The sequence below is a fragment of the Janthinobacterium sp. SUN100 genome, assembly GCF_030397705.1.
Taxonomy (GTDB): Bacteria; Pseudomonadota; Gammaproteobacteria; order Burkholderiales; family Burkholderiaceae_D; genus Janthinobacterium; species Janthinobacterium kumbetense.
In genome coordinates, this window is the sequence record NZ_JAPUBU010000001.1 from 494,558 (window position 1) to 509,607 (window position 15,050).

14 protein-coding genes are annotated in these 15,050 nt (G+C 64.6%); 5 read left to right on the forward strand and 9 right to left on the reverse strand.

The genetic code is table 11. From position 1 onward, the window contains the following. Positions 1–15: 15 nt before the first annotated feature. The 3 genes from O0881_RS01960 to O0881_RS01970 are packed head-to-tail and all read left to right on the forward strand — an operon-like array spanning position 16 to position 2,368. On the forward strand, positions 16–1,020 hold the full coding sequence (locus tag O0881_RS01960) for a GTP-binding protein (RefSeq protein ID WP_289909876.1): 1,005 nt from the start codon (positions 16–18) through the stop codon (positions 1,018–1,020). Then, positions 1,017–1,805 carry a hypothetical protein gene (locus tag O0881_RS01965; RefSeq protein WP_289909877.1) on the forward strand — a complete coding sequence of 263 codons (789 nt, stop codon included), beginning with the start codon at positions 1,017–1,019 and terminating at the stop codon, positions 1,803–1,805. The genes O0881_RS01960 and O0881_RS01965 overlap by 4 nt, the downstream gene beginning before the upstream one ends. 44 nt (positions 1,806–1,849) lie before the next feature. After that, entirely contained in the window at positions 1,850–2,368 is a 519-nt protein-coding gene (locus O0881_RS01970) for a GNAT family N-acetyltransferase (RefSeq protein WP_099668040.1), read from the forward strand. 12 nt (positions 2,369–2,380) lie between these two features. On the opposite strand, the gene O0881_RS01975 is transcribed toward O0881_RS01970, so the two are convergent. The 9 genes from O0881_RS01975 to O0881_RS02015 all read right to left on the reverse strand — a co-directional run bounded on the left by O0881_RS01975 (position 2,381) and on the right by O0881_RS02015 (position 13,055). After that, positions 2,381–2,806, reverse strand: a complete 426-nt coding sequence (locus O0881_RS01975; protein WP_034787417.1) for a transcriptional repressor — start codon at positions 2,804–2,806, stop codon at positions 2,381–2,383. A gap of 103 nt (positions 2,807–2,909) precedes the next feature. Continuing rightward, the gene (locus tag O0881_RS01980) at positions 2,910–4,241 is read right to left on the reverse strand and encodes an alpha/beta fold hydrolase (protein ID WP_289909878.1); all 1,332 of its coding nucleotides are present in this window, start codon (positions 4,239–4,241) and stop codon (positions 2,910–2,912) included. 108 nt (positions 4,242–4,349) lie between these two features. Then, a complete protein-coding gene (locus tag O0881_RS01985; protein WP_077404313.1) occupies positions 4,350–5,228 on the reverse strand; it encodes a peptidase in 879 nt (292 codons plus the stop codon). Between the two features lie 91 nt (positions 5,229–5,319). Further along, entirely contained in the window at positions 5,320–6,129 is an 810-nt protein-coding gene (locus O0881_RS01990) for a transglutaminase family protein (protein WP_289909879.1), read from the reverse strand. After that, on the reverse strand, positions 6,129–7,073 hold the full coding sequence (locus O0881_RS01995) for an alpha-E domain-containing protein (protein ID WP_034787425.1): 945 nt from the start codon (positions 7,071–7,073) through the stop codon (positions 6,129–6,131). Before O0881_RS01995 ends, O0881_RS01990 begins: the two co-directional genes overlap by 1 nt. After that, entirely contained in the window at positions 7,067–8,521 is a 1,455-nt protein-coding gene (locus O0881_RS02000) for a circularly permuted type 2 ATP-grasp protein (RefSeq protein ID WP_289909880.1), read from the reverse strand. The genes O0881_RS01995 and O0881_RS02000 overlap by 7 nt, the downstream gene beginning before the upstream one ends. 128 nt (positions 8,522–8,649) lie before the next feature. Beyond that, positions 8,650–9,807 carry a HAMP domain-containing sensor histidine kinase gene (locus O0881_RS02005; protein WP_289909881.1) on the reverse strand — a complete coding sequence of 386 codons (1,158 nt, stop codon included), beginning with the start codon at positions 9,805–9,807 and terminating at the stop codon, positions 8,650–8,652. A 68-nt stretch (positions 9,808–9,875) separates the two neighbouring features. Then, positions 9,876–10,745, reverse strand: a complete 870-nt coding sequence (locus tag O0881_RS02010) for a hypothetical protein (RefSeq protein WP_289909882.1) — start codon at positions 10,743–10,745, stop codon at positions 9,876–9,878. 99 nt (positions 10,746–10,844) lie between these two features. Beyond that, positions 10,845–13,055, reverse strand: a complete 2,211-nt coding sequence (locus O0881_RS02015) for a TonB-dependent receptor (protein ID WP_289909883.1) — start codon at positions 13,053–13,055, stop codon at positions 10,845–10,847. Positions 13,056–13,289: 234 nt separating this feature from the next. On the opposite strand from O0881_RS02015, the gene O0881_RS02020 reads away from it, so the two are divergent. Continuing rightward, positions 13,290–13,979 carry a hypothetical protein gene (locus O0881_RS02020; protein ID WP_289909884.1) on the forward strand — a complete coding sequence of 230 codons (690 nt, stop codon included), beginning with the start codon at positions 13,290–13,292 and terminating at the stop codon, positions 13,977–13,979. A 111-nt stretch (positions 13,980–14,090) separates the two neighbouring features. Further along, positions 14,091–15,041 (forward strand): 2-hydroxyacid dehydrogenase, encoded by a 951-nt coding sequence (locus O0881_RS02025; protein WP_289909885.1) that lies wholly within the window; start codon positions 14,091–14,093, stop codon positions 15,039–15,041. Positions 15,042–15,050: the final 9 nt, after the last annotated feature.

Here is a 15,050-nt window from a genome sequence, read left to right on the forward strand (position 1 = left end):
CGATAGGAAACAAATATGACAGAATTGATCCCCGTCACCATCATCACGGGTTTTCTCGGCAGCGGGAAAACCACCTTGCTCAAGCGCATATTGCAGGGCGACCACGGCGTGCGCATCGCCGTGATCGAAAACGAATTCGCCGCCGAAAGCATCGACCATGGCTTGCTGGTGCAGGACAGCGACGAGCAGATCGTGGAAATGAACAATGGCTGCATCTGCTGCAGCGTGCGCGGCGACCTGATCCGCATCCTGGGCGAACTGCACGCCAAACGCGAAGCCGGCACCATCGTTTTCGATCACGTGATCATCGAAACGACGGGCCTGGCCGCGCCCGGCCCCGTGGCGCAAACCTTCTTTGCGGAGCCATCCGTCAGCGAGTACTACATGCTCGACGCCATCCTGACGGTGGTCGATGCGCGTCATGCGCAGCAGCAATTGACGGCGCACAAGGAAGCGCAGGAACAAGTGGGCTTTGCCGACCGCATCCTGCTGTCGAAGACGGACCTGGTCGGCAAGGACGAGCTGGCCGCGCTGCGCCAGCGCCTGGTCGCCATCAATGGCCGCGCCAGCATCCAGAAAGTGCGCTTTGGCAATGTGCCCTTGCGCGATATCCTGAACATCCGCGGTTTCAATTTGAACGCCATCGTCGAGCTGGAGCCGGATTTCCTGGGAGAATTGGGCCACCGCCATGGCGACGGCGTGCAATCGTTCGTCTATCACCAGTCCCGGCCCCTCGATTTGCTGCAGGTAGAAAATTTTCTCGATGCCGTGGTGCAGCTGTTCGGCAGCCAACTGATGCGCTACAAGGGCATCCTGTACGTGGCCGACGTGCCGTGCCGCGCCGTCTTCCAGGGCGTGCACATGCTGATGGGCTCGGAACTGGGCGCGCCGTGGAACGACGGGGAAACGCGCGCCAGCAAGATGATCTTCATCGGCCGCGACTTGCCGCAGGATATGCTGACCCGTGGCCTGGACCGTTGCGTGGTCAAGGCGGACAGCCCCGCCGAGGTGGCGGCGTGAGCGTGGAAGCGGGCTTGCCCGCCCTGGCGCTGATCTTTTTGCTGGGCATGCGGCACGGGCTGGAACCGGACCACCTGGCCGCCGTCGATGGCCTGACCCTGCGCAGCCAGGCCGCGGCGCCCCGCTGGACGCCGTGGATGGGCGCGCTGTTTGCGCTGGGGCATGGCGTCACCGTGCTGGCCATCGTGGCCGTGGCCGCCGTGGCGTCGCAGCAATTTTCACCGTCGGAAACCGTGTTCGGCTGGCTGGAATGGCTGCCCATCGGTTTGCTGCTGCTGATCGCGGCCCTGAATGCGCGCAGCTTGCTGGCCGGCGCCCAGCTGGCCGAGGTGCGCGGCCGGCTGCTGCCGCGCTGGCTGCGGGGCGCATCCGGGCCGCTCGCCGCCATTCTCGTCGGCATGCTGTTCGCGCTGGTCTTCGACACGGCCTTGCAGGCGGCCGCCTGGGGCTACGCGGCCGTCGCGCTGGGCGGCATGCAGCCGGCCTTGCTGACGGGCCTGGTGTTTGCCGTCGGCATGGGCGTGACGGATACCTTCGATGGCTGGGTCACGGCAAAAGTCATGCGCACCGGCCAGATTGACCTCGTGCGCGCCTTCCGGCGTCGCCTGGGCTGGCCCATCGTCGCCATTTGCGTGGCCATGGCCGCGTACATGGCCGCCGGCAAGCTCGACCCGGCCTGGTCGCTGCCGGAAAGCTGGACGGCGGCCCTCGGCGCGGCCATGGTGCTGCTGATGGCGGCCCTGTACGGCTGGACCTTGCTGGGTTTGCGCCGCGTGCGTGCCTGAGGCGGGGGCGTGGGTATAATGGAAAAAAACTGCCGGATTCCACCATGCCCGCACCTGAAATCGTCATTCGCCTGCTGACGCCGGCCGACACCGCCGCCTTTTGCGCGCTGCGCCTGCGCGCCATCCTCGATTCGCCCAGCTCGTTTTCCTCGTCGCGCGAGGATGAGCTGGCGCGCACGCCCGAAGAACACGTGCAGCGCATCGCCGACGGCCCGCTGCACCGGGCGTTTGGCGCCTTCGATGGCGAACGCCTGGTCGGCTTTGCCGGCTTGCGGCGCGAATCCATGCGGCAACTATCGCACAAGGCCTTGCTGTGGGGCGTGTTCGTCGATGTGGCGCAGCGGGGCAAGGGCGTGGCGCGGCGTCTCGTGAACGCCTGCATCGCGCAGGCCGAAGCGGACCCCGCCGTCATGCAAGTACATTTGAGCGTGAATGCGGAAAACAATGCCGCCCTGGGCCTGTATGAATCGCTGGGATTTATCGCGTACGGTACGGAACCGCGCTCGATGCGTGTGGGCGAGCTATTTTATGACGAGCATCACCTGGCTTTATTGATCAGGTAATGCTGCCGCCGATTACTTGCAGCGCGGGCACAAGCCCTTGATCAGGTAATCGACTTCGCCGCCGCTGAAACCTTCCGGCAACAGCACGGGCGGGGGCAGCTTGACTTCATTGAAGCAGGTGACGTTCGCGCATTTCGTGCACTGGAAGTGCGCGTGTTCGTGCGCCTGGTGGCCGGCGCCCGCGCTGAAGCGCCACACCTGGTCGGCGCCCGCGATGCGGTGCACCAGTTCATTTTCCGTCAGCCACTCCAGCACCCGGTACAGGGTGACGGAATCGATGTCGCTGTCCTGCGACAGCGCTTGCTGGATTTCATGGTGGGTCAGCGAACGGCTTTGCGCCATTAAAAAGTCGAGCACCTTCACGCGCGTCTTGGTGACGCGGGCATTGGTGTTGCGGATCAGCGATTCGGCTTGCGGTGTAGAAGATGATGTCAACATGATAGGCCTGCTTGCGGGGGATCGGCTGGCGGCGTCATCGCCGTGCCCGTTGCCACCCTCTGGGCCGTATCTTAGCATGCGTGCCGTACTCGATGGAACGGCGTCACGGTTTGAACGTCCAATAGCGGCCGGCCACCGTATCGACGGGGTCGAGAAAACGCTGGTCGGCGCGCGCCTGGTTGCGTATCAGATAAAACATGTCGGACAGGGCCGAGCGCTTTTCCGCAAAGTAAGAGTGCTTCATGAAACTCGTGTCCACGCCCGTGGCGTCGATGGTTTCCACGCCCGCCACGATCAGCATGCCGGCGCCGCTGTCGCCCGCGCGCGGGTAGCCGTGCACGGCTTTCGAGGCGGCCAGGGCCAGATCTTGCGACGAGGCATACAGGGTGACGGGATTGCGCGCGGCGGCCAGTTTCGGCGCGATATCGTGCTTGAAGATGGCGGCGTCGATATCGGGCGCAGACAGGATGATTTCCGTAATCTTTTGCGCCAGCTGCGGCTGCGCGGCCAGCAAGTCGGCCACGGCGCGCGCCAGGCCGCGGTTGCCCATGCTGTGTCCGACCAGGTACACTTGCGCCGCCTCCGTGCTGGCAAGAAAGTCGCTCAGGAAGCTGGCGAGGTGGGGCGTGCTCCACTCGATATTGTTTTCATCGATGGTGTAGCCGGCCACCTCGCCGCGCGACGGCCAGCTGTAGAACACGGGCGCGCCGTCAAAGCCCAGGTCGTAGGCCATCTGTCCCGTGCGCCGGGCCGCATCCTCGAAACTCATGTTATAGCCATGCACGAAGACAAAGGCGCTCTTGCCAGCCGAGGCGCGGATCTGGGTCTTCAAGGCGGCAAAGAAGTTGCCGCGGTCTTGCACCTCGGCCGACAGCAGCACCACGTGCTTGGCCGGGTCGTCGCGAAACTCCAGGCGCCACAGCGACGGCGATTCCAGCTGCCCCATGCGATGGTCGCGGGGAATGCTGACGTCGCAGCTGCCATAGCTGAGGGGGCCATTGCCGCCCATGATGTTGCGTTCGCCGCTGAAGCGCTGGGCCGGCGGCTTGCCCACGTCGCGCTGGCGGTCCGTGGCGAAATACACTTTCACCACCGCATAGTTCGACACGACGGCGCCCTGGTCGGCAGGGGCGGGCGACGGGGGAAATGGACGCAGCGGGGGCTGCACCGCATCGAGCAAGCCTTGCGCGGCAAACAGGGTTTCCATGTCGTCCGGCACTTTCGCGGCGGACAGGGCGGCCGCCAGGGCCAGTTGCAGCCGGGTATCGGCAGGTTCGGTTTCCAGCGCGGCGATGGCGGCCAGGATGGCGGCGGCGCCGTCGAACTTGGCGATGGCTTGCTTGAGCCGTTCATAATGGCTGGCGACGGCTTCGAGAGCATGGCCGGGCGCGCCATGCCCGATGGCTGCCACGACGGCGGAAGTGATCAAGTCCATGCGCCACCTGCCTTTCAGGTCAATCTGGATTGAATGTCAACCCATATTGCCATAAAAGCACGCGGAAAGCGACTTGTCCAGCGCCCCGCGCAGCGGGCCTGTCAACGGTCAATGCTGCTTGTCGTCGCTGAACTGCTGCGCCAGGGATTGCAGGGGCGCCACCGTCAGGCCGCCGCGGCTCACGTGCTCGGGGATGGCCACGCGCACGGGCTTGCTTTGCATGTTGGACGACGATAATACGTTCGTCGTCGTTTCCGGCGCCGCATTCCACACGGGATCGACGATGCCTTCGAACACATGCTTCAATTGTTCGCCCCACGTATCGCGGATCATGCGGAAATACTGGTTCTTTTCATCGATGGTGACGAAGCGCGTGACGGCCAGGCTGCCCGTCTCGTAGACGAGCAAGTCCAGCGGCAAGCCGACGGAAATGTTCGAGCGCAAAGTGGAATCCATGGAAATGAGCGCGCACTTGGCAGCCTCGTCCAGGCGCGTGAATGGATTGATGACCCGATCGATGATGGGCTTGCCGTATTTCGCTTCGCCGATCTGGAAATACGTGTTTTCATCGTGCGATTCGATGAAATTGCCGGCCGAATACACCTGGAACAAGCGGCAGCGCTCGGCGCCTATCTGGCCCCCGAGAATGATGCTGACATTGAAATCGATGCCGCAGTCGGCCAACGCCTTCGCTTCGCGCAGGTGCACGGTGCGCACGGCTTCGCCCACGATGCGGGCCGCGTCGTACATGCTGGCCACGTTCCAGATACTGCGCCCGTCCGCATCCACGTGTTCGGACACGATCTGGCGGATCGCCTGCGAGATCGACAAATTGCCGGCCGTCATCAAGACCAGCATGCGGTCGCCCGGGTTTTCGAACACGCTCATCTTGCGGAAGGTGCCCACCTGGTCCACGCCGGCGTTGGTGCGGGAGTCGGACAGGAAGACCAGGCCTTCGTTCAGGCGCATGCCTATGCAATAAGTCATTGTCGTAAATCAAATCAAAAGGGGAAGCATTTTACACCAGCCGGGCCCGGCCTACCGCCTGCAAGGCCCGGCCAGCCTCATTCCTGCCCGTTTACACGGGCACGATCTGCACATCGACTCGTAATGTTTCCGTGCCGCCGCCCTGGCGCACGCCCCGCACGGGGGCGGCCGAATCGTAGTCGCGCCCGATGGCCAGGCGGCAATACGCATCCGTCATCAGCCGCGCATGCGTGACGTCGATGCTGACCCAGCCCGCGAAATCCGTGTCTTCCGTCCACGCGTCGACCCAGGCATGGCTGGCCGCGTGGCCCGTCGTGCCCGGATCGATATAGCCGGACACATAACGGGCCGGGATGCCCCAGGCGTGGCAGCACGCGAGGAACAAATGGGCGTGGTCCTGGCACACGCCGCGCCCCAGGGCCAGGGCGTCGCCGGCCGTGGTGGTGACCATGGTGGCGCCGCTTTCATACGCGACCTTGCCGACGATGTGCTCGGCCAGGCGCAGCAAATGGCCCGTGCCGGCCGTCACGCGGCGGTCCGGCAGGCTGGCGGCCGTCAGCTCGAGGATGGCGGGGTTGGCCTGGGTCAGCGGCGTCGGCATGGTAAACAATAGCGGCGACAGGGTATCGACCAGGTTCAGCCGTCCCTTGTGCGGGTAGATGGTTTCCACCACGCCGTGCGCCACCAGGCTCAGCGACTGATGGCTGCCGTTAATCGTCAGCATGTGCGACAGATTGCCGTAGGCATCCGTGTAGGCGTGGCACTGGCCCGGCGTGGCAATATGCCAGGACAGGGCGCGCTGCTGCGGCTCGATACGCGGCGTCAGGTGCAGCTGCTGGATGGTGTAGGCCAGCGGCGCACTATAGGCGTAATGGGTTTCGTGGCGGATGGTGAGCTGCATCAGGCCGCCAATGGAACGAGGAAGTCGCGGCTGACCCGGTTGCCCAGGTCATAGATGTTTTCCAGAAATTCCGTCAATGTATGGTGCAGGCCCGCCTTCATGATGTCGTCGATATGGCCGAATTTCAGTTCCGCATGCAGTTTGCCGGCGAAACGCTCCGTATCGGCCGACACGTCGTTGCGGATATGTTTCAGGTTTTCCACCACGTCATCCATGCAGGCCAAGAGCGACCTGGGCATGTCGCCGCGCAGCATCAGCAATTCCGCCACCCGTGCCGGCGTGATCACGTCGCGGTAGACCTTGCGGTAGATTTCGAAGCCGGAAACGGAGCGCAGCAGGGCCGCCCAGTAGTAGAAATCGCGCTGGGTGATGTCTTTCGACGTGTCGCGCGCGCCGTGGAACTTCACGTCGAGGATGCGCGCCGTGTTGTCGGCCCGCTCCAGGAAGGTGCCCAGGCGGATGAAGTGGATGGCTTCATCCTTGAGCATGGTGCCCAGGGTGACGCCGCGCGACAGGTGCGAGCGGTATTTCACCCATTCGAAGAACTGGCTGGGGTCCGTTTCCAGCAGATTGCTCTTCAGGCGCTTTTGCATGTCGAGCCAGGTGGCGTTCTGGATTTCCCACACTTCCGTCGTCAGGGTGCCCCGCACGGCGCGGGCGTTTTCGCGCGCGCCCGTCAGGCAGGCGAGGATGGAAGATGGGTTGTTCGGGTCGCGCACCATGAAGTCGAGCACGTCGCGCGTGTGGAAGCGGCCATATTTGTGGTCGTACGCGCTTTGCAGCTCGGAAATACCCAGGGTGGCGCGCCAGCCCTGTTCCGCGTCCTGCTCGGACTGGGGCAGCATCGACGTCTGCATGTTGACGTCCAGCATGCGCGCCGTGTTTTCCGCCCGCTCCGTGTAGCGGGCCATCCAGAATAAATGATCGGCGGTGCGGCTCAGCATGTTTTTTCTCCTGCAAAAGCGGATGTGGCTTCCAGTACCCAGGTATCCTTGGTGCCGCCCCCCTGCGAGGAATTGACCACCAGCGAGCCTTCGCCGAGGGCCACGCGGGTCAGGCCGCCCGGCACCATGGAAATTGTCTTGCCGGACAGCACGAATGGACGCAAATCGATGTGGCGCGGCGCGATGCCGGCCTCGACATACGTGGGGCAGGCGGACAGGGCAAGTGTCGGCTGGGCAATGTAGCCGCCCGGATTGGCCAGCAGGCGCTGGCGGAAATCCTCGATCTGCGCCAGGCTGGACGCCGGGCCCACCAGCATGCCGTAGCCGCCCGCGCCATGCACTTCCTTGACCACCAGTGTCGGCAAGTTCGCCAGCACGTAGGACAAATCGGCCGGTTTGCGGCATTGGTACGTCGGTACGTTGTTGAGGATCGGTTCTTGCGACAAGTAAAACTTGATCATGTCGGGCACAAAAGGATAGATGGACTTGTCGTCGGCCACGCCCGTGCCGATGGCGTTCGCCAGCGTCACGCGTCCCGCGCGGTAGACGGACAGCAGGCCCGGCACGCCCAGCGAGGAGTCGGAACGGAAGGCCAGCGGGTCGAGGAAATCGTCGTCCACGCGGCGGTAGATGACGTCGACTCTCTTCGCCCCCCGCGTCGTGCGCATGTACACGGAGTTGTCGTTGACAAACAAATCCTTGCCTTCGACCAGTTCCACGCCCATTTGCTGGGCCAGGAACGCATGCTCGAAGTAGGCGGAGTTGTACATGCCGGGCGTCATGACGACGACCGTCGGGTCGTCCACGCCCATGGGCGCCACGGAACGCAGGTTGTCGAGCAACATGTCCGGGTAATGGTCGACGGGGGCGATGCGGTTGCGCGCGAACAGTTCCGGGAACAGCCGCATCATCATCTTGCGGTCTTCCAGCATGTAGGATACGCCGGAGGGCACGCGCAAATTGTCTTCCAGTACATAGAATTCGCCCTGGCCGGCGCGCACGATGTCGACGCCCGCGATGTGGGCGTAGATGTCGGAAGCGACGGAAATACCCTGCATTTCCGGGCGGTACTGGGCATTCTTGTAGATTTGCTCGGCGGGAATGATGCCCGCCTTGATGATGTTTTGCTCATGATAAATATCATGGATGAACATGTTCAAGGCTTGCACGCGCTGCACCAGGCCCGTCTGCATCTGCGCCCATTCGGCGGCGGGGATGATGCGGGGGATGGTGTCGAACGGAATCAGGCGTTCCGTGCCGGCATCGTCGCCGTAGACGGCGAACGTGATGCCGACCCGGCGGAACGTGAGGTCGGCTTCGGCCCGCTTGCGGGCGATGGTCTCGGGCGATTGCTGTTCCAGCCAATTGCTGAAGTCACGATAGTGTTCACGTACCTTGCTGTCCGTACCCACTTCATTTGCAGTCATTTCATTGAAAAAATTTGCCATGTTGTGATTTCCCTTGAGCCGTGTCTGGGTATAGCTCAGCAGGAAGCGTGCCAACAGGGCGGGCGTGAACAGGTGTAAATATGACCACTTTTGTGGCGTCGCGCCATTCCGTGCACCAATTCGGTGCGTTAGGCGCCACTCTTGGGGACGTCTGCGGACGGGACGAAGGGGCGGCAATCGACGGGTACGTCGAAGATGAAGCTGGTGCCCGTTTCGGACGCGCTGTCGACGGCGATGCTGCCGCCGTGGCTTTCCGCCACGCTTTGCACGAAGGGCAGGCCGATGCCCCAGCCTGGCGCGGGGTTGTCGTTTTCGCGGCGCAAGTAGTCGAAGATGCGTGCGGCCTGTTCCGGCGCGATGGCCTGGCCGCCATTGTGGACGGTGACGATCAGGCGTTCGTGGACCGCTTCCACGTGCACGCTGATGGGCGTGTCGTTGCCATACTTGAGAGCATTGCCGAGCAGGTTTTCCAGCGCGCGCCGCAGCGAATTCTCGCACCACCAGCCGGTGACGGCTTGCCCGCTGACCCGGCATTTGTCCGGCCGCTGCAAGTTGACCTGGCCGGCCACGGCGTGTACCAGCGGCAGCACGTCGAATTGGCTCAGCACCAGCGGCAGCTGCTGGCCCTGGTGGTAGCTGAGACCATCGAGCAATTCCTCGATCATGCTGTCGAGCCGCTTGCTGTGCTCGACAATCTTGTGCGCCAGCAATACCACCCGCTCCGCGTCGGTTGGCCTGAACAGCAGCTGGGCGCTGGTGCTGATGACGGCCAGGGGATTGCGCATGTCGTGCGACAGGCCGGCCGCGACGCGGCGCCGGAAGCTTTCGTGCATGCTGGTAAATTCGCGTATCGATTCGCGGATGCCCACGTCGATCGACTTGTTGATCACTTGCCAATCCTTGCTGCGCAGGGTGATGCCGGACTCATGTGCAGTGGCGGCGAAGCAGTCACGGAAGATCTGGTATTCCTGGATCACCTGTTCCGGGCCGTAATTGGTCATGCGCGCCCGTTCGTTGCCATGCACGGCGGGCACGTTGCTGTTGCTGGCGGCGTTGTCGCGCGGGTGGCCGGGGGTGAGGGCTTCGGCCAGGTTGTCGAAAAAGGCCGGCAAGGTATTGATGAGTATGGGCGTGAGCAACTGGTCCGCGCCGCGCACGCTGGCGCGCACGCGCTGTTCCCAGGCCTCGAGGACGGCGTCGCGCATGGCGAAGATGCGCTGCGCACGCTGCAATGGCTGGTGCGCGCCGGCCTGGCGACCCGCATGATGGTCCGTGCTGATGCTCACCTGGCCTCCCTGACCGCAGTGACTATGCTTGCAATAGTATGCGCCTAATCAGCCGGCGGGGAAATGCTTTATTGTCCAGTATCGGCCTGGCGCAAGGCCGCATACAGGCGGGAAAGCGAGGCTGACCACTCGCTCAGCGAAAAGTTCTGTGGGTCATCATGACCATTCGCAAACCCTGTATCGAGCACGGCGTGGAAGGCGGGAATCAGCCACGTTCCCTTGCGAACGCTGGCGGCGATATACAGCAGGGCCAGGCGGTCGTATTGGGCGGGCGTAAAGCCGGGATCGGGCGCCAGGCCATCGTTGCCCTTGCCGCCGCCGGGCACGGAGTTGCGCGGTTGCACCAGTTCCACGTGCAGGAACAGGCCCGTCAGCGAAGGCTTGTCCTTTTCCAGCTTGCTGGCAAAGCTGGCCGTGCCGAAATCGCGCACCTGCAGCGAGCCGCCCAGGCGGTTCACGTAGACATGGCCCTTCGGGCCGCCGCCCAGCGCCGGATTGCGCAGGCTGAAGTCGTTGAAATCCCAGCTGGCGTCGTTGATGTGGTCGGGAATGGTTTCTAACAAGAAATTCGGGTAGCTGGTGTCGTGGATGACGAAATAGCGCGCCATCGGCGCTGCAAGCCGGCCCACGGCGCGCGACAGGGGCGCGTCGACGGCGCCGCCCACGTCCGCCTCGGCGATGCCCTGTTCCGCCAGCCAGGCGCGCAGGCGGGCCGGCGCGATGCCCGCGCGCTGGCCGATGCGGGCGGCCAGGAAGTCCGGCAGCGGCGCGCTGTCGCCCAGGCGCGCATACAGCTTGACGGGACGCAGCAAACACGTGGCTTGCGCCAGCGCATCGCCCTTGAAGCCACTTTTCCAGGCGGCATACGGGCAGGCGGCTTGTTTTTGGGCAAGGGCCGGCAGGGACAGGCAAAGCAGCAGGGCAGGGAGTCGTTTCATGTCGGCATTGTCGCCGAAGCGCGCATTGCGGCACAGGCGCACACATGAAAAAAAAGCTGCCCGAAGGCAGCCTTTCATCGTGCGACAGGTGCGCGGTCTTTAAAACGCCACGCTGGCCGACACCACGACGGTGCGCGGCGCGGCCAGCACCAGCGAGCCGATATTGAAGGACGACACGGCCGACGACCAGTAATTGCGGTCCGTCACGTTATCCACGCGGGCGCGCAAGGTCACGTCACGGCCCGCCACTTGCGTCAGGTAGCGCGCGCCGATGTCGAGGCGGGTCCACGATGGCAGTTGCCGGGTGTTGGCCAGGTCAGCGTATTGCGTCGAGGTGTAGATGGTGCGGGCGTTCAGGGTCAGGCCTGGCGCGCCGGGCACGTCCCATTCGCCGCCCACGCTCATCTGCGTTTCCGGTGCGCCGATGGGTTTCTTGCCATTGTTGGCGGCCACGCCGGTATTGCTGAGCTTTGCATCGAGCCAGGTCAAGCCGCCCAGCAGGCGCACGCCCTGCATCGGCGTGCCGAAAATCGACAATTCCAGGCCGCGGTTGCGTTGCTCGCCATCAAGTTCGGCCCGCTTGCCGAGCACGGCCAACAAAGGCTTGCTTGTCGTGAACAGGGCTGCGCTCATGCCCAGCTTGCCGCCGTCATACTTGACGCCGATTTCCTTTTGCTTCGATTTATACGGCGCAAACACCTCGCCCATGTTGTCGACATTGACCTGCTGGCCGTTTTCCAGATACGTTCCCGTGGCCGTCGGTCCCTTGACCAGCGCCTCGATGTAGTTGGCGTACAGCGACACGTCCTTGCTGGCCTTGAAGACGATGCCGGCCACGGGCGTCGTGGCGCTTTCGTCATAGGCCTTGCCTTGCGGCGCCGAGGTGTTGTAGTCGTAACCGGCATCCTTGATCTGCTGGCGGCGCAAGCCCACGGTCAGCAGCAGCTTGTCGTCGAGGAAGGCCATGGTGTCGGCCAGGGCGTAGCTGTTGAGGATGGTTTTCTGGGTGATGCGCGGGTCGCTCATGATGCCGCCCGTGTAGGGCGCCGGCGGCGCCGTCACGTTGACCGGGGCGTAAATGTTGGTGGCAAACTTGTCGCCGATCGCATACGCGTTCTTCGCTTCATTCCAGTGCCCGGACCAGCTGGCCACCAGGGTGTGCTTGACGGCGCCCGTAACGAGCTTGCCGCGAATGCCCAGTTCGCCCGTGCGGATTTCTTGCTTGCGGGCATTGTCGAAGCGCGACACCGTGGCGTCGCCATTGATCGAAGTCAACGTCGGCTCGGCCAGGCTGTTGGCTTCCTTGGTCGAGCGGGAGCCAAATGCGGCCCAGGCCACGACATCCTTGGCCAGATCCACTTCGGCGCGCGCCGTGCCGAACACATCGTGTTCCTTGGAATAGCTCCACGGCTGGGCAAAGTTCTTCGACGCATCGGGTGCGGATGGCAGCACGGCCACGCTGCCAATGCCGACGGACGGGCGCGGCGATGTCAGGTCGAAATTCTGGTAGCCGGCGTCGGCCGACAGGCGGTAGCCGCTGCCGCGGTAGTCGAGGCCGACCGAGAACATGCCCACGTCGTGGTCTTCGCGCTGGATGCCGGTCTCGCCCTGGCGCTTGGCGGCGTTGACGCGCACGCCGAATTCCTGGCGCTCGCCAAAGCGGCGCGCCACGTCGATGGCTGCATAGGCGTGGCCGCCCGATTCCACGCCCACCGTCAATTCCGTCAGCGGCGCATTGCCGGCGCGCTTGGGCATCAGGTTGATGGCGCCGCCGATGCCGCTGCCGCCCGGCGCCGCGCCATTCAGGAAGGCGCTGGCGCCACGGAACACTTCCACGCGCTCGAGCAATTCCGGCGATACATATTGACGGGGCAGCACGCCGTACAGGCCGTTGTACGCCACGTCGTCGGAATCGAGGGCGAAGCCGCGGATCACATACACTTCCTGGAAATTGCCATAGCCACGCGACATGCGCACGGCCGGATCGCTCTGCAGCAGGTCGCCCACGCTGCGTGCTTGCTGATCGGCAATGAATTGCTGCGTGTAACTGGTGCTGCCGAATGGCGAGTCCATCATGTCCACGGCACCGAGGATGCCCATGCGCCCGCCGCGCGCCACCTGGCCACCCGCATACGCCTTCGACAGGCCTTCCGCCGACGCATCGGCCGAGGCATTGACGACTACCGTGGGCATGGTTTGCGCGTCGCCGGCCGGCGCGGTGGTGATGGTGGCTTGGGCGTGGGCGGCGGCGCTGGCCAGCAGGAAGGCGGCCAGGGCGAACGGGGTAGGGACGAGGTGGAAGCTGCGCATGGAGTTATCTGGATATTAATGAGAATGATTATCATTATATTCCAGCGTGGCGCAGCGCGTGGGAAAGTGTGAGAAAGCGGGCAAAAAAGTCGCCATTCGTACAACACCGGGCAGGCCTGGGTGCTGGAATCTGGCGGAAAAAGGCGCGCCAGGCGATACCTTGTGGATTTGTTAATGCGCATATTCAAGTTTCGCTAGAATATGCCATCGCGCCCCGCGCCCACAGGACACCGCATGCCATTGCTTCACCACTTACCGTCCGCTTCCATGCGCATGCGCATACGGGACGGCTTGAGCCTGAAAGGCGCGGCCGTCGCGCTGATCCTGGCCATGCACGTGCTGGGCCTGTATTTCCTGCTCTTGCCGGCGCGGCAACTCAAGCAATACACGGAAGTGGCGTTCATGACCTTGCTGCCGCCCCGCGCGTTGCCGAAGATGCCGCCGATGACCTTGCCGATGCCCATGCCGGCTCCTGCGCCGCGCGCGCGGGTTGTTGCGCCGCCCGCCGCGCCGCCCGTCTTCTTCGCGCCGCCGCCCGTGGCGGCCGAAGCGATCACCGTACCGGCCGAGGAATTTCCTGCCGCGCCGGCCACGGCGCCTGCCACGGCCGACTTGCGCACGCGCGCCCGGCTGGCGGCGGGCGCCGCCGACAAGGCCCTGCGCGGCGAACGCAGGCAAGACCAGCCGTGGCTGGCCGCTGCCGACCTCAAAAGCGAAAGCACCTTCCAGAAACTGGTCGCCTCCGCCTGGCGCGGCGGCCCCGTCATCCGCGTGGAGGACTATCTGACGGCCGACGGCCGGCCCGCCACGCGCGTCGTCAGCGCCGGCGGCGCCACGTGCTTTGGCATGGCCGAGAACCCGGGTTCGGGCGCCGATCCGGCCAGGACGGGCGGCAAGGTCAAACGCGTGCCTTGCCCGGGCTAAAGTTTCTGCGCAGTACACGGTTTTCACGGCATACGGGGCGCTCAGCCCCGGCCGGTTCCCAAATATGCTAAGTTGCGTCTGCTAATCCTGTCGACACCAACCTGGACGCCCATGCTCCCCGAACTCCTCATCCTCGCTCCCAGCCCTTCGGCCGCCGTCAACGCGCAGCTGGAACAGCACTACACCTGCCACCACGCCTGGCAAGTACCGGTCGACGAGCGCCACGCCTGGCTGGCCGAACGGGCGCCGGTCATCCGCGGGGTCGTCACGACGGGCGCGCTGGGCTTGAACGCTGCCGTCATGGCCTTGCTGCCGAAGCTGGAAATCGTCGCCGTCAACGGCGTGGGCCTGGACGGCGTGGCGCTGGACGTGGCGCGCGAACGGGGTATCGCCGTCACCACCACGCCGAACGTGCTGACCGATGACGTGGCCGACGTGGCGCTGGCCTTGCTGCTGGCCAGCGCGCGGCATATCGTGGCGCTCGACCGTTTCGTGCGCGACGGCGGCTGGGAACGCCGCGAGGCCATCGTCCCCGCATCCAGCCTGCGCGGCAAGACGGCCGGCATCTTCGGTTTCGGCCAGATCGGGCAAGCCATCGCGCTGCGCCTGGCCGCGTTTGGCGTCAAGGTGCGCTACTTCCAGCCGCGCGCCATTGCCGGCGCGAGCGCGCCGCGCGCCGCATCGCTGCTGGCCCTGGCGCAGGAAAGCGACTATCTGATCGTCTGCGCGCCGGGCACGCCGGCCACGCGCAAGATCGTCGAGCGCAGCGTGCTCGACGCGCTCGGCCCGCAAGGCACGCTGATCAATATCGCCCGTGGAGCCCTGATCGACGAAGACGCGCTGATCGCCGCCTTGCAGGATGGCCGCCTGGGCGCGGCCGGCCTCGACGTGTTCGCGGACGAACCGCGCGTACCAGCCGCCTTGCGCGCCTTGCCGAACGTGGTGCTCACGCCGCACGTGGGCAGCCTGACCGTGGAAACGCGGCACGCCATGGGCCAGCTGGTGCTGGACAATCTGCAAGCCCACTTTGCCGGCTTGCCGCTGCTCACGCCCGTGCCCTGACGCTGCGCC

Excerpts from the sequence above, each read along its gene's own strand:
- O0881_RS01960 (WP_289909876.1), top strand. The coding sequence starts at position 16 with ATGACAGAATTGATCCCCGTCACCATCATCACGGGTTTTCTCGGCAGC.
- O0881_RS01970 (WP_099668040.1), top strand. The coding sequence starts at position 1,850 with ATGCCCGCACCTGAAATCGTCATTCGCCTGCTGACGCCGGCCGACACC.
- O0881_RS01975 (WP_034787417.1), bottom strand. The coding sequence starts at position 2,806 with ATGTTGACATCATCTTCTACACCGCAAGCCGAATCGCTGATCCGCAAC.
- O0881_RS01980 (WP_289909878.1), bottom strand. The coding sequence starts at position 4,241 with ATGGACTTGATCACTTCCGCCGTCGTGGCAGCCATCGGGCATGGCGCG.
- O0881_RS01985 (WP_077404313.1), bottom strand. The coding sequence starts at position 5,228 with ATGACTTATTGCATAGGCATGCGCCTGAACGAAGGCCTGGTCTTCCTG.
- O0881_RS01990 (WP_289909879.1), bottom strand. The coding sequence starts at position 6,129 with ATGCAGCTCACCATCCGCCACGAAACCCATTACGCCTATAGTGCGCCG.
- O0881_RS01995 (WP_034787425.1), bottom strand. The coding sequence starts at position 7,073 with ATGCTGAGCCGCACCGCCGATCATTTATTCTGGATGGCCCGCTACACG.
- O0881_RS02000 (WP_289909880.1), bottom strand. The coding sequence starts at position 8,521 with ATGGCAAATTTTTTCAATGAAATGACTGCAAATGAAGTGGGTACGGAC.
- O0881_RS02010 (WP_289909882.1), bottom strand. The coding sequence starts at position 10,745 with ATGAAACGACTCCCTGCCCTGCTGCTTTGCCTGTCCCTGCCGGCCCTT.
- O0881_RS02015 (WP_289909883.1), bottom strand. The coding sequence starts at position 13,055 with ATGCGCAGCTTCCACCTCGTCCCTACCCCGTTCGCCCTGGCCGCCTTC.
- O0881_RS02020 (WP_289909884.1), top strand. The coding sequence starts at position 13,290 with ATGCCATTGCTTCACCACTTACCGTCCGCTTCCATGCGCATGCGCATA.
- O0881_RS02025 (WP_289909885.1), top strand. The coding sequence starts at position 14,091 with ATGCTCCCCGAACTCCTCATCCTCGCTCCCAGCCCTTCGGCCGCCGTC.